Genomic DNA, 23,102 nt, shown 5'->3' with positions numbered 1-23,102 from the left:
GGCACGCCGCTTTCCTCTTCCCCCCTCGCGCACAGGCCGCAGCGCAGCCTCTCCTGCAGCGGTCGACCGGCCTCGCTCGGCCGGCCTGCGCGGGACATCACGACTTGTCCGCAACGACGTGCTGCCCTCCGGGCCGGGGGGCGCGGGGCCCGGCCAGGGCACTCCGAAGCCCGGCCCGCCGACCGTCTCCGTCCGAACGCCGCCACGGGCGAATCGATTCGGCCAAGACGTGTGTGGAACTGCCGCGCCCCCAGAAGGCGGCGTCTGGAGCTGGAGAAGACCCGCCTCGACCGGCGGGGCTCCGCGAGGAGGCTGTCCCTGACGTATATGCCTCGGGCAGCGCCCCGGACGGGAAGGGCTTGGCGGAGCGCTGTGAAGCCGATGAGCGGACGACGCGGTGTACGCGTCTCAAAGCGAAGGGACGTCTGTCCGGCGTCTCGCCTGGACAGACGTCCTCGTCAGGGGATTGACCACGCGCCGTGCCGAACATCAGGCGGCGTCCTTGTCCGCCCTTCTCCGCGGCTTCCAGCCCGGTTTCGGAATGGAAGCGATGAGACGCTGGGTGTACGGGTGTCGGGGGTCGTCGAGGACTGTCGCGACAGGGTTCTGCTCGACGACTCTTCCCGCCTGCATCACCAGGACGTCGTCGCTGATGTGCCGGATGGCGCCGAGGTCGTGCGTGATGAACAGCAGGGCGGTTCCGGTCTCCGCACGGATGCGGGCCAGCAGGGCCAGGATCTGCGCCTGAATGGACACGTCCAGGGCGGCGATGGCCTCGTCGAGGATCAGGACCCGTGGTTCGGCGGCCAAGGCGCGAGCGATGGCGACACGCTGGCGCTGTCCGCCGGAGAGCGCCTTGGGGAGAGAGCGCGCCTGCCGGTCGTCCAGGCCGACCATGTCGAGAAGTTCGGCCACGCGGGCACGAAGCTGTCCGGCGGGCGGATGCCGGTTCAGCGCGGCCGCCTCTGCGACGGCGTCACCGACGCGCTGCCGCCGGTCGAGGGACGAGTAGGGGTCCTGGAAGACCATCTGGATCTGCCGGCCTCTGGCACGGCGCTCGCGCGACCGCGGCCGACCCGGCGGGCGCTCGTCACCGGCGACGATGATGTGTCCGCCGCTCGGTTTCTCAAGCCCGGCGATCAGGCGGGCAGTCGTCGTCTTGCCCGATCCCGACTCCCCGACGATCGCCAGGGACCCTCGCTCCGGGAGCGAGAACGTCACGTCGTCAACGGCGACGAAGTCGCCGAACTCCTTGCGGAGGCCGCGTACCTCAAGCATGGCTGCCGGCCTCCTCGGTGGCGGGCGTGTGGGGGAAGTGGCACGCAGCTGTGCCGCCACCGGCGGAACTCGGTTGTGGCCGGTCGCTGCGGCACAGGTCCTGTACGTGGGGGCATCGGTCGCTGAAGGCGCATCCGTCGGGTACTTCGAATCCGGACAGTGGCCTGCCGGGGATCGAACGGAGTTTGGCGCCGGTGTCGGTGACCGAGGGACGGGAGGCGAGCAGGGCGCGGGTGTAGGGGTGGGCGGCCCGCCCGCGCAAGTGGTCGGCGGGGAGTTCTTCCACGGTCGTGCCCGCGTACATCACCGCGACCCGGTCGCACACGGCGGTCGCGAGTTCCAGGTCGTGGGTGATGAACAGCATCGCGAGCCCGCGCGCTTCGCGGGCCTCTCCGATGATGGCCATCACCTCCTCCTGCGTGGTCACGTCGAGGGCGGTGGACGGCTCGTCGGCGAGCAGCAGGCGTGGCTCGGCGGCCAGCGCGGCGGCGATCATGACGCGTTGGAGCAGGCCGCCTGACAGTTCGTGGGGGCGTTGGCGCATGCGCCGGTCGGCGTCGGCGATGCCGACCTCACGCAGGATGCCGGTGACCTTCTTGACGGCTTCGGCGGCCCGGACACCGCGTGTGGTGGTCAGTCCTTCGATGAGGAAGTCGCCGATGCCGCGGGCGGGGTTGATGTGGGCCCGGGGGCCCTGGAACACCATGGCAACCTCGCCGGCCCGGAAGGCGCGCAGGCGCGCGGGCTTCATCTCCGGGACGGACTCCCCCGCGAACAGGACGTCTCCGCGGATGCGGGCGCCTCGGGGCAGCAGGCCGAGAATGGAGCGGGCCGTGAGGGACTTGCCGGATCCGGACTCGCCCACCAGGGCGACGGCCGCTCCCTCGTGGATGCTGACGTCGGCACGGTGAACGACGGTGCGTAGCTCTCCGTCGAGGGGCAGGTCGATGCCGAGCCCGTTGATCTGGAGCAGGGGTGATGGGGTCATGCCTTCTCTCCGAGCAGACGTCGGGACAGTCCCGTCCCCAGCAGGTTGAACGCGACGACGACGATCAGGATGGCGATGCCCGCGTACAGCGACTGCTGCGGCTGGCTGGCGAGGATGGAAGGTGCTCCGTTGGACACCATCAGTCCCCACTCCGGGTCGGGGGGCTGGCTGCCGAGGCCGAGGAAGGAGATCGCGGCGACATCGAGGAGGGCGTAGCCGAAGCCGATGGCGGCCTGGACGAGGACGAGAGGCAGCAGGTTCGGCAGCAGGTGCCGCAGCCAGATACGGACGGTGGGTGCGCCGAGGAGCTGGAGCGCGGAGATGTAGGGGAGGTTGCGTTCCTTGATCGCGGCGGATCGGACGACGCGGGTGATCAGGGGGAGGTAGGCGATCGACAGGGCGACGATCGGTGCGGTGAGTCCGGCGCCGAAGACCGCAGCGACGAGGACGGCCATGATGAGCCCCGGGAAGCCGAAGACGATGTCCAGTGCGCCCGAGACGAGCCGGTCCAGCCAGCCTCCGAACCAGGCCGCCGTCAGCGCGAGGAGGGTGCCGAGCGTGGTGGACACGGCGATGATCACCGCGGGGGCGGCGAGGCTGGCGCGGGTTCCGACGATCAGCCGGGAGAGAAGGTCGCGTCCGGTGTCGTCGGTTCCCAGGAGGTGGGTGGCGGACGGTCCGGCGTGGACGTTCATGGGGTCGACGGCGTTCGCGTGGTACGGGGCGAGCAGTGGCCCGAGAACGGCCAGCAGGACGAAGAGGGCGACGACGCACCCCGCGCCGAGCGTCAGGTAGTCGCGTGGGCGTCCGGTCCGGTGCTTGGTCGCGGTGGGGGTGAGCAGGGCGGTGGTCATCGGGCCCCTTTCTGCGCGGCCCGGGGGTCGAGGGCGGCGCTGACCAGGTCGACGGTGGTGTTGATGATGACGAACACGACCACGAAGATCAGCGACACGGCCTGGACGACGGCCATGTCCTGCTTGGACGCGGCCTCGATCATGAGAGCCCCGACTCCTCCGGTGCCGAACGCCTGCTCGGCGACGGCCGCGGTGGCGATGACGCCGGCGATGCCGACACCGGAGACAGCGAAGACGGGTCCGGAGGCGTTGTGCAGCACGTGCCGGCGGATCACCATGCGCTCGGGGACGCCGCGGCTGCGGGCGGTCTCCACGTGTTCCGAGCGCATCTCCGCGCGCACGGCGGTCCGTGTTACCTGGGCGACGTATCCGATCCAGGTCATGGCCAGCGCGACGGCGGGCAGCGTCAGGTGCGTCAGGGTGCCGGTGAAACCCTCGCCCGAGCCGTATACGGGAAACCACGGGAGCTGGACGGCGAAGAGCCAGATGAGCAGAACCGCCATGATGAAGGTCGGCACCGCCATCGCGCCGGCCGTCAGGGTCGTGGCGAGGGTTTCGGTGCGGCCGCCACGTAGTGCGGCGACGGTACCGATGAGGGTGCCGATGGCGAGGACCAGGACGGCGGCGTATGCGACGAGTGCGAGGGTGTCGCCGGCTCGGGCGCCGATGAGGCCGGCGACGGAGTCCCGGTAGACGAGGGACCGTCCGAAGTCGCCCTGCAGACAGTTGCTGAGCCAGTGCCAGTAGCCCTGGATGAAGGAGTCGTCCAGGTGGTACTCGCGGTGGATCTGTGCCAGCACCGCCGGGGAGGGGTTCCGGCTGCCCCCGACGAGCAGTGTGGCGGGGTCACCCGGGGTGAGGAACATCGCACCGTAGATGGCCAGGCTGGAGACGAGCACGGTCACGACGAGCATGGCCAGCCGGGTGGCGACGAAGCGCGGACTCATCGCGGACCACCTGTCTCGCCGCCGCGTACGTCGGCCAAGAGGGAATGGTGCACTGAGTTGCCGATGTCCGGTGGTGTGCTGGGAAGTTGGCGCAGAGGGAGCATGGGTCCTCCAGGGCGCAGGGGCTATTCGCCGCTCTCGGGCAGAACGGTCAGACGGAGCCGGGAAGGGTGGACGGAGCCGGTCCGAAGCGTCTGCAGGCTCGCCTTGGGAGCGGTCATCAGCCACGGGCTCTCCAGCGAACCGGAGTTGGGGAGGTGGTTCGGGAAGTCGCTGTCGGCGATCATCAGCGCGAGTCGATGTCCCGGGCGCACCCGATAGCCGGTGTGTCCCAGGGCGATCTCCAACTCTCCGGGCGCGTGGGCCTGGGCGCAGCCCCGTACGATCAGGCGGGCCGTGCCGTCCGGCGCTAGGTCGAGCAGGCGGACGAAGACGTCGAAGGTGGGCGCGGTGCTCTCCACGTGCAGCAGCGCGTGCACGGGCCCGGCGAGGTCAAGCGGTGTGTCCGAGGCGGGACCGATGAACACGAGGACGTCGTCGCGGTCGAGGGTGGGACGCTCGTCGACGTGGTCGCGCAGCTGCAGGAAGGTGTCAGCCGCAGCGGACGGCACGAGGTCGTCCGGGTCGTACCTCCACTCGACCGAGTCCGGATCGTGGGCCGGGTGCGGTGCGAGTCTTCCGCCCGGGGTGGCGCCGGTCGCGGCGGCCGGCTCCGCCAGGAACAGCTCGGTCGCCGTGGCTTCGGGCAGCGGCCAGGCGGCGGCGGTGCGCCAGCCTTCGTGGCCGAGCTTCCAGCGCACCCGGGGCAGCGAGTCGGGCTGGGCGGTGCCTTTGAGGAACACGTCGAAGAACTCGATCGCGGGACCGGTGTAGAAGTCCAGCATGCGTTCGAGGGCGGCGTCGTCGGCCAGGTGATCGGTGGCCGGGGAGGCCGGGGCGTCCTCCAGGAAGTAGTTCTCGTGGTCGATCGTGTCGGCGATCAGATACTGCACGGCCGCCCAGCCGGGGCGCTTGGCCAGCTCCGTGTAGTCGCGCATGTGGGCGGTGCCGAGGTTGTCGAACCAGCCCACGCAGTGCAGCACCGGCACTGGGCGGGCGTCATAGGGGTGCGGCCCGTTGTACGGGGCGAGGGGGATGCCGCCGACGATGAGATCGAAGCCCGGCGAGCGCTTTCCCAGCGCGTCGAACACCTCCTCGTAGGCGGCGATGATCGGGCGCCTGGTGAGATCGACGTCGAACTCGTAGCTGTCGTTGTCCGTCCACACTTGTGCCTGGTACGTCGCTCCCTCCAGCCAGACGGGCTGCCGCCCGGAGCCAGGGTCGTAGGTGGCGATGCCGGGGGAGTTCGTGGTGCACGTCACCCGGGGGACGATGGCTCGCAGGGCGGGATGCTGACTGGAGACCGCGGACCATTGGGTGAACCCGTAGTAGGAGTCGCCGAACATGCCCACGACCCCGTCGGACCAGGGCTGGCGGGTGATCCACTCAAGGGTGTCGTAGCCGTCGTCGACCTCTCCGGTCCAGCCGAGTGTCCGGCCCTCCGAGCGGAATTTGCCGCGGACGTCCTGGACCACCACGACGTAGCCGTGTGCGGTGAACCTTTCCGCGACCCTTTCGAAGAAGACGTACCGGCTGTTCTTGTCGTAGGGCAGGCGGGCCAGGACGGTCGGTGCCGGCTCTCCCTGGTCGGCGCCGTACACGTCGGTGGCCAGCCGCACTCCGTCGCGCATGCGCACCATGTGCTGCCGCGCAAGCGGAGGGACAGGTTCCGGGGTGACGCGATGGACGGCAAGGCTCATGTGGCCCTCCAGGGAGGCAACCTTTAGACAACAACGTGATATAACAGCGTCACATTCAGGTTGTTCAACGTCAACCCCTCTGAGCTAGGTTGCTGCCATGCCGATCGACGTCGACGAAGTCCAGCGCCGCGAGGCAATCGCCCAAGCGACCCTCGCTGTCGCCGCCCGGGACGGAGCGCGAGCCGTCACCATCCGCGCCGTGGCGAAGGAACTCGGCGGATCCACGGCGATGGTCACGAACTACGTGCCCACGCGAACGGCCCTGATCACCAACGCTGTCCGCGCGGCCGAGTCCCGGTGGCGGACCGACCTGGAAACCCACCTGGGCCAGCTGACCGGTGCGGACCGGCTGCGCGCCACGGTGGAGTGGCACCTCAGCACGGAACCCGAGGACTTGCTGCTGCGGACACTCTGGGTCGAGATGCTGACCTCGGCGCACACCGACCCAGGGGGCATCGACCGCCGAGAACCCCGCGAGTCGCGCCAGGAGTTCTTCGATGCGTCCCTTGCCGCGGGAGTACCCGACGCCAGCCTCGCCGCCGACGTGCTGTCCCTGCTGACTCGCGGCTACTACATCTCCACCATGGAGGAGCCGACCCACTGGACGCCGGAGCGGGCCAGTCGTGTCGCCACAGCGGTTGTCCATGCTCTCATGGGCCCCTGAACGCGGCCCACCACAGAGGCCCACGCCCGGCGACTGTCCGCCCGACTTCGACGAGACCCAGGACAGGCGCCGATACCTCCGTCAAGCACGCGGCGGCGCAGGAAGACGGTTGCAACATATCGGCGGATACACCGCCACTCTGCCCGCCGAAAGACAGCACGCCGCGATCTACGACTTCACCCGCAGCACTCGCCGACCCCTATCCCGCGATCACGATTCCCAGCAAAAACAGAATCGACAAGTCCCGCCGAGCGTGCGGCGCCCACCGGAAGTACCGGCGCACCTTCGTGCCGCCGCGCACGTGCTCCTCCACCCAGGGCATCTTCCACTCCCCCACAGGCTCCGGTGGGATCTGCTGCTGGACCCAGTCGCGGTCCTGTTCGCCCTGGCCGTGACAGGCGAGCAGCAGGACGTCGTTCCACTCACCGAGGCCGAGGTGGGGCAGGAATTCGAGGATCGCATCGCGGAACCATCCGGTGAGGAGCGCGTCGTGGTCGGCGATGCGGTCCTGGCCGCCGCTGTCGACGTGGCGGCCGACCAGCTGGCCAAGCCGGGCTGATGTGTGTCGTTGACTGATGCCCAGTGGGCGCGTATCGAGCCGTTGCTGCCTGACCGGATGCCGAGGCGGGGCGGGCGGTGGCGGGATCACCGGCAGGTGATCGATGCGATCGCGTTCAAGTACCGCACCGGCACACCGTGGACGGACCTTCCCGAGCACTTCGGGTCGTGGAAGGGCGCCCACAACCGGCTGCGGATGTGGGCCGCCGACGGCACCTGGGAGAAGGTCTTCACCGCCCTGCTCGCGCGGGCCGACGCCGAGGGCGACCTCGACTGGGTCGTCGCGGTCGACTCCACCTGACCTGTGGGAACGAGTGGGCCCGCTGTTACCTCCTCGGCCGCCCAGACGGCATCGGTATCCGGGGCGGTTGCGTGCGGATGACCGGGCTGCGTTGCGGGGGATCGTGTACGTGCTGTGCAAGGGCGTGAGCTGGCGGGATGTTCCGGCGGAGCAGGTCGGCTGCAGTGGCGTGATGGCCTGGCGGCGTCTGCGGGACTGGACCGAGGCCGGTGTCTGGCCGCAGTTGCACGAGGTGCTGCTGGCCGAGTTGCGGGCCGCGGGTCTGTTGGACATGGACGATGCTGCGATCGACGGCTCGCACGTCCGGGCCCTCAAAGGGGGCTCACACCCGACCTTCGCCGGTCGACCGGGCCCGGCCTGGCAGCAAGCACCACCTGATCGTCGACCGGCACGGAACTCCGTTGGTCGTGTCGCTGACCAGTGGAAACCGTCACGATGTCATGCAGTTGATGCCCTTGTTGGATGCGATTCCCGGCATCCGCGGGGTCCGTGGCCGACCGCGCAGCCGGCCACGTCGGCTGTTCGCCGACCGCGGCTACGCCTACGACAAGTACCGCCGTCTCCTTCGGGCCCGCGGTGTCACCCCGAAGATCGCCCGCAAAGGCACCGCCCACGGTTCCGGACTGGGCAGGACCCGCTGGGTCGTCGAGCGGACTTTCGCCTGGCTACACCAGTTCAAGCGATTACGGATCCGCTACGAGATACGCGCCGACCTCCACCTCGGACTGCTCCAACTCGCCTGCTGCACTATCTGTTTGAGGCGGCTCCGAACCTCACTCTGCAACGATCAGTTAGGAACAGTAGACGACGCTCTCCGCCAGCAAGGCGGCCCTGACCGGTCAGGGCCGCCTTGGCCCCTACGCCTTTTCGACGGGGAGGTATCGCACATCGACCTCGGCGAAGGGGTGTGGGCCCTGGGCGTGGCGCAGGCGCACCGGTTGTCCTCCGGGTTTGTCGAAGAGCCGGATGCCGTCGCCGAGCAGGACGGGTGCGATGTGCAGGTTGATCTCGTCGATCAGACCGCGTTCGAGGAGTTGACGGCCGATCGTCGGGGAGAGGACTTCGAGATTCTTGCCCTCGGCGGCCTCCAGGCCGATACGTACCGCCTCGGCCACATCGCAGTCCAGGAATGTGACACCGGCGGCGGGCGCGGCGTCTTCGGGGTGGTGGGTGAGGACGAAGATCGCACCGTTCCAGTCCTCGCTGTAGGGGCGGGCTCCCGGGGCGCGGTCCCAGCCGTCGCGTCCGCCCAGGACCGCGCCGGTGGTCTTGATGTACTCCTCTTCTACGCCATCGCGGCCGGTGACCCCTGCCAGCCAGTCCATGGAGTGATTCGGGCCCGCGACGAACCCGTCCAGCGACATGCTGAAGTGAAAGAGAACCTTGCCGGCGGCTTGTTGCGGTTCGATGGCTACCATCTGAAGCTCCTTCGTTTGTCATGCCGGTGCGCATGCACCCGTTACACAGGCAGACCAGATGGCCGCCCCGAACTCATCGGCGCTTCCTGGGGCCTGCCCTTCGACGGTGGCGCGGTGTCGGCGCAACCTTTCGTCTCTGCCTTATGCGGTGGGTGCTACCGGGATCGGGGTGACCGTCATCGCCGCTGGGGAGGTCCCTGGCCCGCTGTTGGCGCAGCTGTAGGAACCTGGCACTGAGGCGACCATCTTCTGCAGGCAGGTGCCAAGGGCTGCCTGACCATACGCGTTGGGGTGGATACCCTCTTGCGGACTGCCCTGGAAAAGAGAGACGTCGCGCGCCCATTCACTGGTTGAGCTGTCCGGTGGCCTCTCATCGGCCTGCAGCGATTGGCTGCCGCAGACCTCCCTGCCGTTGAAGGCGTTCTGCAGGTCGAGGAACTCTGCGCCTGTGGAGCGGGCAATTTCCCCAAGGCTCGTAGCAATCTGCGGAATCAGCCAGTCCCGGGCCCAGTCCAGGTCGGCGTCGTAGAACGGGCAGCCCCGGCGTTCGCGCTGGAGTCCCGACGGGGGGAAGCGGGCTTCGGTATGCCGGGGAATCGCTGCTGGCTAGGACTGGAGGATCAGGCGGTAGCCAGGACTGTTCATCATCGCCTCCTGGATCGCCTTGATGGTTTCGGTGACGTTGGTCCGTACGCCTGCGAGTTCGGCTTCGACCCTGGACTTGGCGGTAGGGGCGCATGGGCCGCGGCCAGGCCGGACCAGATATCTCTTCACGCAGTCCTCAACGATGTCGCCGAACTTCAGGTCGTTTCCCCCGATGGAGAGGACGATGACCTTCACATCCGCCTGGGCAGCGATGCTTTTCAGCTGGGCGATCTGGGGTTCCTCGCCCTTGTGGGAGGTGCTCCTCACGTGCGAGGTCGTGGCTCCCGAGCATGCCAGGTTGATTCGCAGGTCGACGGGGAGCGAGGAGCTTTTGCTCTCGATCTCGGCCACATCGGAACGGTCACATCCGTTGCCGCCGTCGTACGTCGTTCCGCCGTAGATCTGAGGTGTGTCGTACAGGCATCCGAACACAGGGGAGCACTCAGCAGCGCGGTCGGTGTTGAGCCGGTTCCCGCCCCGGTCGGGAGAGTTTCCCTGCCAGCGTCCGGCCTCACCGGAGATGTAGCTGTCCCCCATGGAGACCGCAACGCTTTGGCCTGGAGGAAGTTTGCGTGGAGCATTCTTCAACCAGAACGAAGAAATCTTGTCGTTCAATGCGAGACCGACGTTGGCGGCCCGGTCTCCGTAGTAGTCCTGTGCGGTGCCCTGGAAGTTGGTGTTCTCGTGCGCGGTCACCTGGGTGCAGTTGTTGAACATGGCGAAGGAACTGACAGCGTCGTTCCAGCCGGTCCCCAGGTCGCCGATCCCGTATCCGCTGGAGTCACACCCTCCGCCCCTGCCGGAGTAGGTGGTGTAGGCCCCGTTGAACTGATCGTCCAGGTAGACCTTGAGCAGAATGGTCCGGCGGAGTTCGGCCTGGGCCAGGGGCTGTTCGGCGTCCTTGCCGCAGACGCGTGAAAAGACGCGTGAGGAACGCTCGCCGGTTCTAACGGGTTCGAGGACTACGAGACAGTCCTTGGCTGTCATGGGCCGTTCGCCCCCGCTACCCGGAGACGGCTTGGACTCCTTGGCCTGCGCCGTGGCAGCATCAGCGGAGCCGGCCAGGACTGTTCCGATGAGGGCCAATCCGATGAAGGCCCTGAGAGTTCGTCTGAAGTAACGCATCGGGCGAAGGTTCCCTTCTCTGAGCGGCGTGCCCGGCGGATACCGCGACCCCGGTGACCGCCGAAATTGGTCAGTTGTCCAGGTACGCGCCGTGAATCCAAACGTTGGATGGGCCGCCCCATAGGTTGCCTTTGAACCAGTACGATCCGTCGTCCAGCCACACCAGGTCGGTAGTGTCGAAGCCCTGACCCTGGTGCACTTGGCCGAGAACTTCGCCCCACGGAGCGCGCCGGTACTGGACGTTGTCCTCCGTGACGTAGCACGTCTGCGAGACGAAGCACGCGTTCTGCGACGCAACCGTCTGCGATGGGCCGGCGACCGGAGCCGCCGAGGCGGCGGGCGCCAGAACCGCGACCAGGGAGGCAGCCGATGCAACGGCCAGCGCGATCTTCAAGGACATGCGGGGTAACAACGGGCCTCCATGGGTTGCAGGGAAAAGACCAAGGTGCGAGCGGCCCCAAGAGGGCTGCCATTACGGGGCCGTTACCAGCCCTTGTCAGGGTGTGTCTGGTGTCGTCGGTCCCGGTTGTTTACGCTCGGCCGGCTGGCAGTGAACAAACAACCGGTGCACAACCAGGCTCTGACCCGGGGGTGCCTACGTGCCGCGCAAGGAACGCCCACTGGAGGCGGGCGACAGCTCGCTGCTGCAGTTCGCCGCGGATCTTCGCCAACTGCGCAAGGATGCGGGAAACACTCCCTACCGTGTGCTTTCTGACCGCGCGCACTATTCGGTTGCCGCCCTGTCGGTTGCTGCCGGGGGGCGCCGATTACCCACCCCTGGCGGTGACGCTCGCCTACGCGCAGGCGTGCGGCGGGGATATCGAAGAATGGGAGCGCCGCTGGCATCGTGTTGCCGCCGATATCGCAGCCACCCAGCAGGAAGGTGCGAGCATCAAGGCGGCAGATCGAGCCCCCTACATGGGGCTGGATGCGTTTCGGCACCAGGACGCCGATCTCTTCTTCGGCCGGGAGCGTGTCACCGACGAATTACTGGACCGCCTCTCGCGCCAACGGCTGCTGGCCGTCTTCGGTGCCTCAGGGGCGGGAAAGTCCTCGCTGCTCCCGCGGCTGGCCGGGACTGAACCACAACCAGCCACCCTGACCCTCACTCCCGGGCCCAAACCCCTGGAGGAGTGCGCGATCCACCTCTCCCGCCTCACGGATACGACACCGGGTTCCCTGGCCAAAGAGCTGTCGGAGGACCCCCGCAATCTGCATCTGGCGGTGCGCCGCATGCTGGCGCAAGAGCACCTGGGCCCCGAACTGATCCTGATTGTCGACCAGTTCGAGGAAGTCTTCACCATGTGCACCGACCCCGATGAACGCAACACCTTCATCGCATCCCTGCTCACCGCGGCCCAGGCCCCCAACAGCCGCTGCCGGGTCGTCCTGGGCATCCGCGCCGACTTCTACCCGCACTGCACTCGTCACGCCGAGCTGGTAGAGGCGCTGCGCGACGCGCAGATTCCCCTGGGCCCACTGCGCACGGACGAACTGCGCCGAGCCATAGTAGAACCGGCCCGCCGACTGGGGCTAAACGTAGAGGGGGCGCTGCTGGCCACCCTGGTGGTCGAGGCCCACGGCCAGGCCGGAGTGCTGCCCCTGCTGTCCCACTCGCTGCTGGAGACCTGGCGCCGGAGACGGGGCAACGCCCTGACCGCTGCCGGGCTCCAGGCCGCCGGGGGGATCGAGGGGGCACTCACGCGTAGCGCCGAGGCATACTTCCACGCTCTCGACCCGCGACGGCAACGGTGTGCCCGGCACCTGTTCACACGGTTGGCTGCCCCCGCAGACGAGTCCGACGCGGTGCGCCGGCGCATCAGCCGCAACGAACTGGACAACGACCCAGATTCCGAAGCGGTACTGGAGCACGCGGTTCGTGCGCGCCTGCTCACCCTGGGAGAGGACCGGGTGGAGGTCACCCATGAAGCTCTCATCCGAGGCTGGCCCCGCTTGCGGGAATGGTTGAGCGAAGACCGTGAACGATTGCGTCTGCACCGGCAACTCACCGACGCCGCACACCAGTGGGAGAGCCTAGCGCGCGATCCCGACGCCCTGTACCGGGGCGCCCGCCTGGCCCTGGCCTGCGAGTTGAACGACAGCGACGACGGACGGCTCACCGCCAAGGAACGCCAGTTCTTAGACGCCGGCGTGGCAGCCGAAACGGCACAGGCCCAAGCCGCTCGGCGCCGCACCAGACGCCTGCAGCTGCTCTGCTCACTGCTGGCGGCCCTGCTCGTGCTCTCGGCGGGGGCCACCCTCTACGCGGTGCATGCGGGCAAGGAAGTCGCCCAGCAACGCAATGCGGCAGTCGCGCAGAAGCTCGCCGACGAAGCCGTAGCGAACTACAGCAGTAAGCCGTCCCTCGCGGTTCAACTAGGCCTTGTGGCCCACCGCCTGGCCCCTACCAACAAGACACGTGACAGCCTGCTCAGCACTCTGACCACCTCACGGACGGCGCACAGCGACGAGATATTCGCGTTGGCAGCCGCCCCCGACGGCCGGACGCTGGCCACCGCCAGCGGGGACCACACCGCCCGGCTATGGGATATCAGCAACCTCGGACGGCCCCGCGTGCTGGCCACACTCGCCAAGCACAGTGATGACGTCCGGTCCGTCGACTTCAGCCCCGATGGACGCATGCTGGCCACGGGCAGTGTGGATCGCACGGTCCGGTTGTGGGACATCAGTGACTACCAGCACCCACGGTTACACGCCACGCTCGCCGCAAGCACCGCAGCCGTCTTCTCGGTTGCGTTCAGCCCGAACGGCCACACCTTGGTTGCCGCGGGCGCTGACCATCGGGCTCGGGTGTGGGACGTCCGCCGCCCAGAGAACGCGAAGCGCCAGACCACTCTCACCGGTCACACCAACACGATCCGGGACATTGCGTTCAGCGCTGATGGACGTCTGCTGGCTACCGGCAGTGAAGATCGCACCGCTCGATTGTGGGACATCCGTGACCCCAAGCACCCACGGTTGCACGCCACGCTCACCGGAAACACCACAGCGGTATTCGCTGTCGCATTCAGCCCCAACAGCCGAGTCCTGGCCACGGCCAGCAGCGGTCGAACCGCAGTGCGCCTATGGGACGTCAGTTCCGCCACGAAGCGGCCCGAACAGCTGGCAACTCTGACCGGTCACACTGATGTCGTCGGCGCAGCCGCCTTCAGCCCCGACGGCCACACTCTCGCGACGGGGAGCGACGACCGTACCGTGCGCCTCTGGAACATCTCCAACACCCACCGCCCCTCGCTACAAACCGTCATAGCCGGAAGCGCCATGGCCGTCGGCTCGGTGAAGTTCCCCCGCAGCAGCCACGCCCTCGCCTTCACCGGCTACGACGGAACACTGCGGCTCCTGCCGCTCAACTTCCGCCAGGCGATCGCTCAGGCATGCAAACGGGCACAGCCTAGAATCACCCGGACGACATGGCAGCAGTACCTGCCGCACATCGCCTACAGCCCGCCCTGCCCCTGAGCGAGCGCTGGATCCGGGTGGCAAGTGTTCCGGCGAAAGCCGCTGCGGGCGCCGTCACCCGGCCAGTGCCACCAATCGATGATTCCCAGCCCCCAGACCAGGGTTCTGGTACATCGCCCAAGCGCGCTGATCAGCGACCACATGCCTGAGAGGATGTCGCCGCCCTGACGGGACGGGATCATCGCCGCGGACAAGTAGCGGGAGAATGCCAGCGTCATAACCAGCACCGGCAGGATCCTTTCCTGCCCAGCCGCGACTGGAATCTTCGGCTCGGGGGACCACCGGTCGCATTGCGTGATCTCGCAGGGTTCGTACTGGACCCGGTCCACCGGATCGATCCCCACATACTCCGACCGCAGCAGAGCCAGCCGCTTCTTCAAGAGTGACATCGAGTACGGCCAGCTGATCCGTTCGGCGATGACCGGTGCCGGCATCCGCGGCCATTCCTTCAGCAGGGCCCGGATCTGAGATTCATACGCGTCCACCACCAAACCCCTCGGTGCACGCTCGTACTTGGGCGGCCGGTCCGAGGACAACGCGGCCCGCACCGCGTTCCGGGCCACCCCCAAACGCCGCGCTATCTCTTTGATGGGCACATCCTCCGCTCGATGCAGACGACGTACCTCGGCCCAGTCCTCCACCTTTATCACCCTCCATGATCATCAAGGGGGCGTCAATTTTCGGAAGACTCCTGGGGGGCAGTCTTCAGGAACCTGCAACATGAGGGTGCCGTCGGCGTGGATCTGTCCCCCGTTGGGTGGAGTGGCGACGCTGGGGGCCGAGCTTGCCCGCGCTGTCGTGGGCAAGCTCGGAGCGCTCACCGGAGTGCATAGACCCTGTTCTTCGGCGTGAGTTGGATACCCCGCCGAGCAACAGTGTTGTTGCGGCTGTCTGAGAGTACAGGAGGGGCTGGAGTGTGTAGCGGGCGGACCTTTCGGCTGGGTCATCAGGTCACCGCCCCAACCTGGCAGCGGTCAACGGGGGGGGAAACGGTACAGGGGCAGTGCGGCTCCGACGATGTTTGGCTTTGCGAGAGCCCAACTGTGCGCAAGCGGACCATAGTTGAATGGGTCGAGGCCATTCCGAGGAGGGAGGATCCATGTCCGATGAGGGTGACCCGTCAGTAGAATGTCGTGCGGCGGCGCTTGCCTACGTCTGCGAGCACCTTGAGGCGATCCGCGAGGATGTCTCTTTCGCCTGTCCGGGAGAAGAGACGCCGCTGGATCAGCTGCTCGCCGCCGTTCGGCGGGGTACAGACGTCGACTACGCCCTCAACCAACTGCACGATGCTTTGCAGGCCGATGGTGATGTGCTGGGCGTGTACGGGCACTCGGAGGATCGGGCCGCTCAACGCAGCATCCGTCTGGCTGGGATATCTCGCAGTCCGCTGCGAGGAGGGGGCGATGTGGTCTATCTGTGTCCCGCCGGCCGCTGTGCGCGGTACTGGTGGCCCCAGCCCCTTGAACCCCTGCCTCGTTGTGAGATCGACTGCCAGTCATTGCGCCGAGCACGGCTCCAGTCATGACGGGCCTCTGGTCGGAGCTGGGAAAGCAGTTGGCAGAACGCTGGATGTCTCTGCTTGTTCTCCCTGGTGCTTTCTATGTGGCCATGGTGGGCGCTGCGGTGCTCCTTGGTCAATCGCGGCCATTTGACGTCGCGTATCTGGTGGATGAGATCACGGCCGGGGCCGAGGCGTCCGGTACCCGCACGCCGGGCGGACAGGTAGTACTGCTGATTGCCTTCTTGGCAGGCTCCGCGGCCGTGGGACTGGTTGCCCAAGGGTTGGCTTCGCTTGTCGAGCGGCTGTGTCTTGCCGCGGAATGGACTGCCTGGCCAACTGTTCTGCGCCGCATTGCTCGACGGCGGGTCGTTCGGCGTCAGAATCGCTGGCTCGCCGCAGCTCGCAGCTTTCACTCCATGCACGAGGGTGCCGGGCGCGAGCGGGCAGCGGGCCGCAGCGTGGACTTGGCAGCTCAGCAGGCTGCTCTTGGTGCCATGACCCGGATTTCAGAGGAGTATCCCGCTCGCCCGACGTGGAGCGGTGACCGTATTAATGCCGTCGTGGCCCGGTTGGACCGTGTGTATCAGCTCGACCTGGGCACTGTCTGGCCGTACTTGTGGCTCATGCTGCCGGAGTCCGCTCGAGCGGAGGTCACGGCTGCCCGCCAGGCCCTCACACGCGCCACCACTCTGATCGCCTGGGCTCTGCTCTATCTAGCACTGGCCGTGCAGTGGTGGCCTGCTGCCCCGGGCGCCGTGGCCGTGGCGGTCATCGGTTGGGTTCGCACGCGAGCGGCCGCAGATGCTTACGCCCTTATCGTGGAAGCCTCCACCCGTCTCTACATCATGGACCTCGCGCGCCGGCTCGGGCTCGAAGCAGCACCCGGGCCCTCGATCGTTGATGAGCTTCCCCCGTTCGGTCCGCTGACGGAAAGCGCCGGTGACGCTCTCACACGGTCTCTCTATATCCCCCCTGCGCGTCCGCCTTCTTCGCGTCACGAAGACTGATGCCATGGCCGGTCAGGGACGCGCGGGGGCGTCAGGCACCGGCACCACACCCAGGTCAGGCGCCGGCATGAAGGAATCCGGCCCAGAGTGATGGAGTGTGCGGGAAGGCGTCTCGTGCCTCTCGTACGGCACTGTGCAGTGCACGGGCAGCGCGGCTCGCATCGAGCACATGCCGGTCGGTGCGCAGGTTGTTGTAGAAGGAGTCGGCGATGGAAACGGAAAGACGGTCATCGATCACCCATAGCGTGCCGACGACATGGGGGAATCCCATGAGCTGAAAAGCCGATGTCAGGTGGATTACCTCATCGGCCAGGTCGGTCGCGCGGATGGTGGCGGTCTCGCACGCGGACAGGTAAGCCAGCTGGGCGGGGGCGAGCGTGGTGTGGGAGAGGCTGGCGACGGACAGCGGGTCACGCTCGTGATCGTGTAGGAGCAGCAGGCTCTTAGAAGGGTCCGTTGCGTTGCTGGCTCCGTGGCAGATGAAGTGTGCGATGGCGCAACCCGCCAGGTGTTCCAGGGCGTTGGCTCTGGTCGGTATGGCGGGTCCACTGTCCGGCGGTGGCATGTGGCCGGGGTCGGGCTCCATGAGCAGGACGCTGCCCGGCAGCCGGTCCCTGACCATGGTGGCTTCCGTGGCCGCGTGGGTGAGGCGGCCGTCGTTGGGAAGGCCCGGGGTGGTGGGCATGGCCACAATCAGAGCTCGGGGGGCGGCAGGGGATGCCGGCCTGGGCCGCCGGGCGAATCGGAGGGCACGCACGGTGGGTGTGTAGGAAGAGACGGTGCGATCCATGACGGTCCGCCGAGTGTGCATGTCCGCCGGGTCGGTGTGGTAGCCGGCGGCGTGCAGGGGCAGAAGGCTCAGCAGGCCGCCGGGAACCCACCAGATTCGGGGTGGGTCGGTGCCGGGCGAAGGCTGGTGCTGGAGCCCCAAGGAGGAGAGAACCGGTTCAGCGGCACAATCCCACAGCCACTCCAGCAGCGTGGACAGGGTCGCCTGTGCTTCGACCCTCTGCGTGCGCCCTGTGCCACAGACTGCGTTGTCCAGAGCACGTTGGAAGACGGAGATGTTGTCGGTGAGAGTCTGGTGATCCAGTGCGGGGAGCGGGTGCGCGCTAATCCCGGTCCCGGTGAGCAGGAGCGCGTCGCTGCGGTGGCGGCTGATGTTGAACAGCACCACAGGGCCGCCCGCTGCTGCTTCGGCCAGGAGTTCGTCAGTGGTGGGCGGGAGCCCGAAGGAGGCGAACCCATCCAGGGCACGGATCTCGTCGAGGGTTCGGGCCAGTTCTTCCACGAGGTGCTGCCGGGCTCGAAGACCGTCGGTCTGAGGCTGGGCCGACGCCCCGGGAACACCCAGGTCGGCGGGCGCCCGCACCGGAGTCTGCTGGTCCAGGCGGCTGCGGAGGTCGAGCAGCCGTGCGGCGAGAGCCGGGTGGTGGCGCTGAAGTTCGGCGAGCTCACTGTGCATGTCCAGTTCCTGGCCGAGCAGTACCGCACGGCCCGCCTCCAGGAGCTGAAGGGCACGGACGGCGCGCTGCTCCGCTGTACCTCTGCTGTCCGACAGGGCGAGCGCGGCTGCGTCGGCGGCAAGGTTTGCCAGCCCACCGAGAAGATGCTGCTGATCTCCTCGCTCCAGCTGACGGGGGACCACGTCCGGCAGCAGGCGTACAGCGGCCTCCATGAGGTCGGACGCGCGATCGGGCTCTGCTTGAGCCAGCAAGTCTGCGGCGTTGTGGGCCGCTTGGATTCGATACGACGGCGCTGCCGACTCCACCTCGCAGGCCTCGGCGAAGGCCGCCACCGCCGCATCGCGGTCGGCCACGGAGCCGGTGCGCTCGTAACGAACGCGCAGGGCGTGTCCGAGGTGGGCCAATCGGACCACCTGGTCCGAGCTCTGGGAGCAGCCTGCCTCAACGGCCTGACGGCCCAGGTCGACGGCCTCATCCAGATCATGCGCCGTGCCGGCACGCTCGGAACGAAGCCGCAGGGACCCGCTCAGCAGGGACGATACCGAAGCGCAATCCGGATGGCCCGCGGACATCAGACGCAGAGCCTCCCGGCCCGCGTGGACCGCCGCATCGAGATCGACGATTGCCTTGTTCCTCTCGAAGCGGACGCGTAACGCCTCGCCAAGAGTGGCCCACGCGGAGGCGGGTGTGCCGGGCGCGGCAGCCGCCGTCGCAGCCCGCATACTCTCGATGGCTTCGTCCAGGTGATCACCCCTCCCGGTGCGTTGATAGCGGGCGTACAGAACGTGCCCCAACATCGATTGGAACGTCGCCAGACGCGGGTGCCCAGGTGCCGTGACTTCGACTGCGGCCCGGGTGTACTCGGTTGCCGCTTCCAGATCAGCCAGGGCCCCAGTGAGTCCGAAGCGGACTCGCAATTCTGCACCCAGGTGGGACAGGAACACAGCGTGATCGGGGTGTCCGGTCGTGGAAGATGCCACGGCGGACTGCCGGGCTTCGACCGCAGCCGCCAGATCCTCCGGTGCTCCCGTAAGGGTGTGGCGCCTGCTCAGGAGGTTTCCCAGGTTGGAAAGGTGTCTCGGACGATCGACTTCTTCAGCTGGGGGGACCCTCACCAAGTCCTGGAACACGGCTATGGCCTCGTTCACGTGGGCCAGCGACGGATCGGCCTCCACGCGCAACCGCTGAGCGTCGGCCAGCAGGGACAGGTAGGTCTCCCGATCGGGATCGGCACGGGGGACCAGCGCGACGGACTCCGCAAGGGCTGCGATCGCCTCCTGCAGGTCTGTCCCTTCCCCCGTCAGCAGAAACCGTCTTCCCCACGCGGCTCCCAGACCGCACAAGTACCGGGCTCGTTCCGGATCCTGAGCGGGTGTTGCAACTGTTGCATCCACCAGTAGCTGTGCGAGGTCGATCGCACGCTCAAGGTCTGCCTGGCTTCCTGTCTGCTCGAAGTGACGCCACAGAACACTCATCCGAGCTTCCAGGTCCCCGTTCTGCCCGGGCTGGCCAGCAGCTCGTGAGACTCCCTTCTCCTCGGTCAGGCCGGTGGTCGGTCCGGTGGTCATGCCGGTTCCGTCGCCGGTGGCCCGAGCGGCCTCGGGAGCAGAGGACCGGCGGAGCCCAGGTCCGCCGTCCGGCGGCCGGGGCAGGCCAGTGCCACGCGATAGCCCTCCCTCACCCTTTCCCTCACCATCGTCACCACCGTCAACAACGGCGTCGGCGGATGCAGGATGAGAGGGCTGACGGAGTTCGTTCGCTTCGTCCAAGTCCGCGCTGAAGCCGTGGAGTTCGAAGCGCGCAACGAGTCCACGCACCAGGTGATCGCGTAGAGCTTCCAGGCTGTGGGACTCTTCAGCAATGCTGCTCACCGCATCGCGGGCAACTCCGATCAAGGCATCGAGGTCTGTTTCCACGCCGGTCCGCTCGTAGCGGTCCCACAGAACCACGCAAAGTCCCCCGAGCACCACCGAGCGGCTCTCGTGGCCTTCCGCGAGCGCGCCCGCAGCCGCCCGCATGACCTCGACCGCCTCATCCTGATCAGCGGTAGCGCCGGTCAGCTCGTGTCTCGACCGGAGTGCGAACCCCAGCACGGCGAAGGCTTCGCCCCTCCTGCGGGACGAGTCAGGTAGGGCGTCCACCAGGCGTCGGCACAGTCCCACGGCGGAGGACACGAGCTCCGGGTCGGCAGAGTCCACCGCTTCCTGCACGACGCCTGGTACGTAGGGAAAAGCCTCAACGGCGAGTTCGGGAAGCAGCTCCTCAGGGAGCCAGATGTCGGCGATGAAGCACGGCCCCAGCAGGCGGACCGCCGTATGCAGCTCTTCGGCGCCCTCTGCTTCAGGGAGGGCCTTGCCGCGTAGCCAGTGCAGCACTCCTAGCACGTACCGCACCTCGTGGTCGGTGCCTGTGCCCTCGGCGGGCAGCAGATCCTGGAGCCCCCGGACCTCATCAAGCGCCTGTGCCTCAAGCGCAAGCGCGAAGTTCTCAGTGGAGAGGATGCGATTGGCCGTCGCCCGAGCTGTGACGATTCGTCGTTGTCGCTTCAGTCGGTCGCGCCATTTACCCACGCCGAGATCCCCCCCGAAATCGTGCCGGATTCACCGAGTGCGAAGACGCAGTACATCCTCCAGGACTGACTTACGGAGGTCCAGGGCGGGATCGCCTGCGGGGGTGGCCGATACGGAAAGCCGGAGGGCGTTGATCGCCGCTCTCAGATCAGCGGGGGACTGCTTCCGCTTATAGCGGAGGTACGTGGCATAGCCGTAGTTGTACTGGCGGTCAGCCCAGTGGGAACCGCCCTGCCCGGTACAGTCCAACGCCTCACGCGTGCATTCGATCAAGGCATTGAGGTCTGCCATCGCCCCGCTCTGCTGGAATCTCTCCCAGTGCCGACCGGCCAGTTCAGAGAGACGTTCTGCACGGCGCGGGTGCTGGGCCGGGGTGGCCCGGACGCCTGCGTGGAGAGTTTGGATGAGGTCCTTCAAGTGTGCCGACGTCTGCGAGAGTTCGTATCTTGATTCGAGCGAACCCACCAGGTTGTAGATACGCTCGGCCCGGTCAGGATGGCCTTCCGGAGTCGCCTCGACTGCCTCTCGCCCTGCTTCTATCGACGCATTCAGGGCGCTAGAGGAACCCGTGGCCACGAAATGAATCCTGTGGGCGAGACCGAGGTTGGACAGCACCGCCGGCCGGTCTTCGTGGTCGTGCGGTACAGCGCGGGCGATGCGTTGCCACAATCGCGCGTGATGTGCGGCAGGTTCGGGGCGAGGATCCGACAACAACTGGTTGAGCAGGTCCAGAGCGTTGTGCACCGCGCTGTCGGCGAGCGCTGTCTCCAAGGGCTCCGGGACGCCCTCGTCTCCGGCCAGATAGCACATGAGGAAATACTGGAAAGCCTTCGCGCCGTCGGGTGTTTCCCCTCCGCCCCCAGCCTGATGTCGATACCAATAGAACCAACCGAGCAGCGACAGCGAAGAGTGGTTCCCAACGTCGTCCCTAATGGCCAGGTCAAGTGCCTGGGCGTCCGCGAGTGCTCGCTCCCCGCAAACACCGCTGTAATCACCCGTGGCTGTAGCCTCTCCTACCCGCGCCTGCACGACGCCGAGGAGGGCCGCCCTCCTCTGCGCTCTGCGTCGCCCCAGCATGGCCGAAAGGTTAGTGCAGCCGGATGCGGTGCGGGGAGGGGTAGGTCGATTCAACCGGTGGGCCGCTGTGAGGATGGCGGTCTGTTCGTTACGAGGCGGAGGCCCCAACTCGCTGCCATACTGGTCGTTTCAGAGCAACGGCCTGACCACCCTGTTCGCCGCGTTCGACGTCGCCACGGGGGAGGTCATCACGGCCCTGCACCGCCGGCGCGCCGACCCGGCCAGTGGCCTCGACGACGGTCTCGAATTCCACCGCTCTCGCGGAGCCACACACCGACGACCGACTCCGGCTGCCGGGCGCGATAAGGACCGCGACGGTCCAGGTGACCTCTGCACGACGGCTCAGCGCCGTCGACAAGGAAGCGTTTGCGGGCATCATGGCCGGACGCCGAAACCGCATCAACGACACCTTGCGCACGGCCCTGCTGGTCGCAACGAGTCTCACCGAACGGAGGACCAGCGACCCGGACCGGGACACGCGGCGCTTTCTCGCCGCGGCCGAACAGAGCTTCCGGACCACGGCCCCGATGGCCGGCCACGATGGTCTCAACCGGTACGTCGAACAGGTCGTCACCCACCTGGACGGCCCGCACCGCTCGGACGACGCCACGCTCCTCGCCCTACGCCACGAGATGTGAGACGAACCCTCCAGATTCGTGAACCTCGCTCACGGCGGTTGACTGAGCCGTGGCTCAACGACTCGCGACGCGTTCCGCCTACATGGACGCCAACGACGCGACACCACAGGGGCACGCCAAACGCGTCGGCGCGTACAGGCTGAGCTCGCCCCGTACCGGAGGGCTGGAGCGCGGTTCCTGCACGGCACCTTCCTGCACGGCACCTTCGACAAGTCAGGCGCTCGGCCCGCTGCGTACCGCGATGATCGGCTTGGCCTGCGCACTGATCGTGGTGGCACTGTTCGCGGTGATGTCCAGGTAAGCGAGCCCCGCCCGGGGGGCTTCAGCCAGCCGATCCTGCTGTTTCGGCGGCATCGCGGTACCGGACGTTGATGCGTTGGGCCTCTTCGAGTTGGTCTTCGAGGATGACGATGCGGCAGGCGGCCTCGATAGGGGTGCCCTGGTCGACGAGTTCCCGTGCGCGGGCGGCGATACGCAGCTGGTAGCGGGAGTAGCGACGGTGGCTGCCCGCGGAGCGCAGCGGGGTGATCAGGCGGGCTTCGCCGATAGCGCGGAGGAAGCCCTGGGTGGTGTTGAGCATCTCGGCGGCCCGCCCCATGGTGTACGCGGGGTAGTCGTCGTCATCGAGACGCCCGAACGAGTCGTCTGCTGTCATTGCACCTCTCTATGGAACGGTTGGAACGCGTGGAGGGGCCCGGGTGCACATATGGCACCCGGGCCCCGAAGGAACTGCTACACCATCTGCCGACCCTGATCCTGCGTCGGCCTTCTGTTTCCGCTGACCCG

Annotated in this window: 18 protein-coding genes and 2 pseudogenes; 6 read left to right on the top strand and 14 right to left on the bottom strand. The window is 67.4% G+C overall.

Going from position 1 to position 23,102, the window contains the following annotated elements:
- Positions 1-489 precede the first annotated feature (489 nt).
- The 5 genes from AC5P1C_RS39585 to AC5P1C_RS39565 all read right to left on the bottom strand — a co-directional run bounded on the left by AC5P1C_RS39585 (position 490) and on the right by AC5P1C_RS39565 (position 5,866).
- Positions 490-1,278, bottom strand: coding sequence for an ABC transporter ATP-binding protein (locus AC5P1C_RS39585; protein WP_493870830.1), 789 nt, complete (start codon positions 1,276-1,278; stop codon positions 490-492).
- Positions 1,271-2,266: an ABC transporter ATP-binding protein gene (locus AC5P1C_RS39580; protein ID WP_493870829.1), complete on the bottom strand. Its 996-nt coding sequence runs from the start codon at positions 2,264-2,266 to the stop codon at positions 1,271-1,273. The genes AC5P1C_RS39585 and AC5P1C_RS39580 overlap by 8 nt, the downstream gene beginning before the upstream one ends.
- Positions 2,263-3,120, bottom strand: a complete 858-nt coding sequence (locus AC5P1C_RS39575) for an ABC transporter permease (RefSeq protein WP_493870828.1) — start codon at positions 3,118-3,120, stop codon at positions 2,263-2,265. The genes AC5P1C_RS39580 and AC5P1C_RS39575 overlap by 4 nt, the downstream gene beginning before the upstream one ends.
- Positions 3,117-4,067, bottom strand: coding sequence for an ABC transporter permease (locus AC5P1C_RS39570; RefSeq protein WP_493870827.1), 951 nt, complete (start codon positions 4,065-4,067; stop codon positions 3,117-3,119). The genes AC5P1C_RS39575 and AC5P1C_RS39570 overlap by 4 nt, the downstream gene beginning before the upstream one ends.
- Positions 4,068-4,192: 125 nt before the next feature.
- Positions 4,193-5,866, bottom strand: coding sequence for a CocE/NonD family hydrolase (locus tag AC5P1C_RS39565; RefSeq protein ID WP_493870826.1), 1,674 nt, complete (start codon positions 5,864-5,866; stop codon positions 4,193-4,195).
- Positions 5,867-5,963: 97 nt separating this feature from the next.
- Here AC5P1C_RS39565 and AC5P1C_RS39560 point away from each other — a divergent pair, with 97 nt between their 5' ends.
- Complete coding sequence (locus AC5P1C_RS39560; protein ID WP_493870825.1) at positions 5,964-6,530, top strand: TetR/AcrR family transcriptional regulator; 567 nt, start codon at positions 5,964-5,966, stop codon at positions 6,528-6,530.
- Between the two features lie 199 nt (positions 6,531-6,729).
- On the opposite strand, the gene AC5P1C_RS39555 is transcribed toward AC5P1C_RS39560, so the two are convergent.
- Complete coding sequence (locus AC5P1C_RS39555) at positions 6,730-7,179, bottom strand: hypothetical protein (protein ID WP_493870851.1); 450 nt, start codon at positions 7,177-7,179, stop codon at positions 6,730-6,732.
- Between AC5P1C_RS39555 and AC5P1C_RS39550 the strand changes: the two genes are divergently transcribed.
- The gene (locus tag AC5P1C_RS39550; RefSeq protein WP_493870849.1) at positions 7,147-7,389 is read left to right on the top strand and encodes a transposase; all 243 of its coding nucleotides are present in this window, start codon (positions 7,147-7,149) and stop codon (positions 7,387-7,389) included. The genes AC5P1C_RS39555 and AC5P1C_RS39550 overlap by 33 nt on opposite strands.
- Position 7,390: 1 nt before the next feature.
- Positions 7,391-8,153, top strand: a pseudogene (locus tag AC5P1C_RS39545) (IS5 family transposase); the annotation flags it as partial.
- Between the two features lie 93 nt (positions 8,154-8,246).
- Here AC5P1C_RS39545 and AC5P1C_RS39540 read toward each other — a convergent pair.
- The 3 genes from AC5P1C_RS39540 to AC5P1C_RS39530 all read right to left on the bottom strand — a co-directional run bounded on the left by AC5P1C_RS39540 (position 8,247) and on the right by AC5P1C_RS39530 (position 10,971).
- Positions 8,247-8,807 (bottom strand): dihydrofolate reductase family protein, encoded by a 561-nt coding sequence (locus AC5P1C_RS39540; protein WP_493870824.1) that lies wholly within the window; start codon positions 8,805-8,807, stop codon positions 8,247-8,249.
- A 606-nt stretch (positions 8,808-9,413) separates the two neighbouring features.
- Positions 9,414-10,439: an SGNH/GDSL hydrolase family protein gene (locus AC5P1C_RS39535; protein WP_493870823.1), complete on the bottom strand. Its 1,026-nt coding sequence runs from the start codon at positions 10,437-10,439 to the stop codon at positions 9,414-9,416.
- Positions 10,440-10,647: 208 nt separating this feature from the next.
- A complete protein-coding gene (locus AC5P1C_RS39530; RefSeq protein ID WP_493870822.1) occupies positions 10,648-10,971 on the bottom strand; it encodes a hypothetical protein in 324 nt (107 codons plus the stop codon).
- Between the two features lie 308 nt (positions 10,972-11,279).
- Between AC5P1C_RS39530 and AC5P1C_RS39525 the strand changes: the two genes are divergently transcribed.
- The gene (locus AC5P1C_RS39525) at positions 11,280-14,057 is read left to right on the top strand and encodes an nSTAND1 domain-containing NTPase (protein WP_493870821.1); all 2,778 of its coding nucleotides are present in this window, start codon (positions 11,280-11,282) and stop codon (positions 14,055-14,057) included.
- A gap of 7 nt (positions 14,058-14,064) precedes the next feature.
- On the opposite strand, the pseudogene AC5P1C_RS39520 reads toward AC5P1C_RS39525, so the two are convergent.
- Positions 14,065-14,707 (bottom strand): annotated as a pseudogene (locus tag AC5P1C_RS39520) (transposase); the annotation flags it as partial.
- Between the two features lie 470 nt (positions 14,708-15,177).
- A complete protein-coding gene (locus AC5P1C_RS39515; protein ID WP_493870820.1) occupies positions 15,178-15,408 on the bottom strand; it encodes a hypothetical protein in 231 nt (76 codons plus the stop codon).
- Between the two features lie 170 nt (positions 15,409-15,578).
- On the opposite strand from AC5P1C_RS39515, the gene AC5P1C_RS39510 reads away from it, so the two are divergent.
- The gene (locus tag AC5P1C_RS39510) at positions 15,579-16,565 is read left to right on the top strand and encodes a hypothetical protein (RefSeq protein ID WP_493870819.1); all 987 of its coding nucleotides are present in this window, start codon (positions 15,579-15,581) and stop codon (positions 16,563-16,565) included.
- A 55-nt stretch (positions 16,566-16,620) separates the two neighbouring features.
- Here AC5P1C_RS39510 and AC5P1C_RS39505 read toward each other — a convergent pair whose 3' ends face one another.
- A complete protein-coding gene (locus tag AC5P1C_RS39505; protein WP_493870818.1) occupies positions 16,621-20,601 on the bottom strand; it encodes a CHAT domain-containing protein in 3,981 nt (1,326 codons plus the stop codon).
- A gap of 30 nt (positions 20,602-20,631) precedes the next feature.
- Positions 20,632-21,678, bottom strand: a complete 1,047-nt coding sequence (locus AC5P1C_RS39500; RefSeq protein WP_493870817.1) for a hypothetical protein — start codon at positions 21,676-21,678, stop codon at positions 20,632-20,634.
- 323 nt (positions 21,679-22,001) lie between these two features.
- On the opposite strand from AC5P1C_RS39500, the gene AC5P1C_RS39495 reads away from it, so the two are divergent.
- Positions 22,002-22,316 carry a hypothetical protein gene (locus tag AC5P1C_RS39495; RefSeq protein WP_493870816.1) on the top strand — a complete coding sequence of 105 codons (315 nt, stop codon included), beginning with the start codon at positions 22,002-22,004 and terminating at the stop codon, positions 22,314-22,316.
- 322 nt (positions 22,317-22,638) lie between these two features.
- On the opposite strand, the gene AC5P1C_RS39490 is transcribed toward AC5P1C_RS39495, so the two are convergent.
- Positions 22,639-22,971, bottom strand: coding sequence for a MerR family transcriptional regulator (locus AC5P1C_RS39490; RefSeq protein WP_493870815.1), 333 nt, complete (start codon positions 22,969-22,971; stop codon positions 22,639-22,641).
- Positions 22,972-23,102 lie beyond the last annotated feature (131 nt).

This window comes from Streptomyces sp. A18 (genome assembly GCF_059026065.1).
The sequence above is the reverse complement of the archived record's forward strand: the minus strand, read 5'-3'. Positions and strand labels throughout refer to the sequence as shown.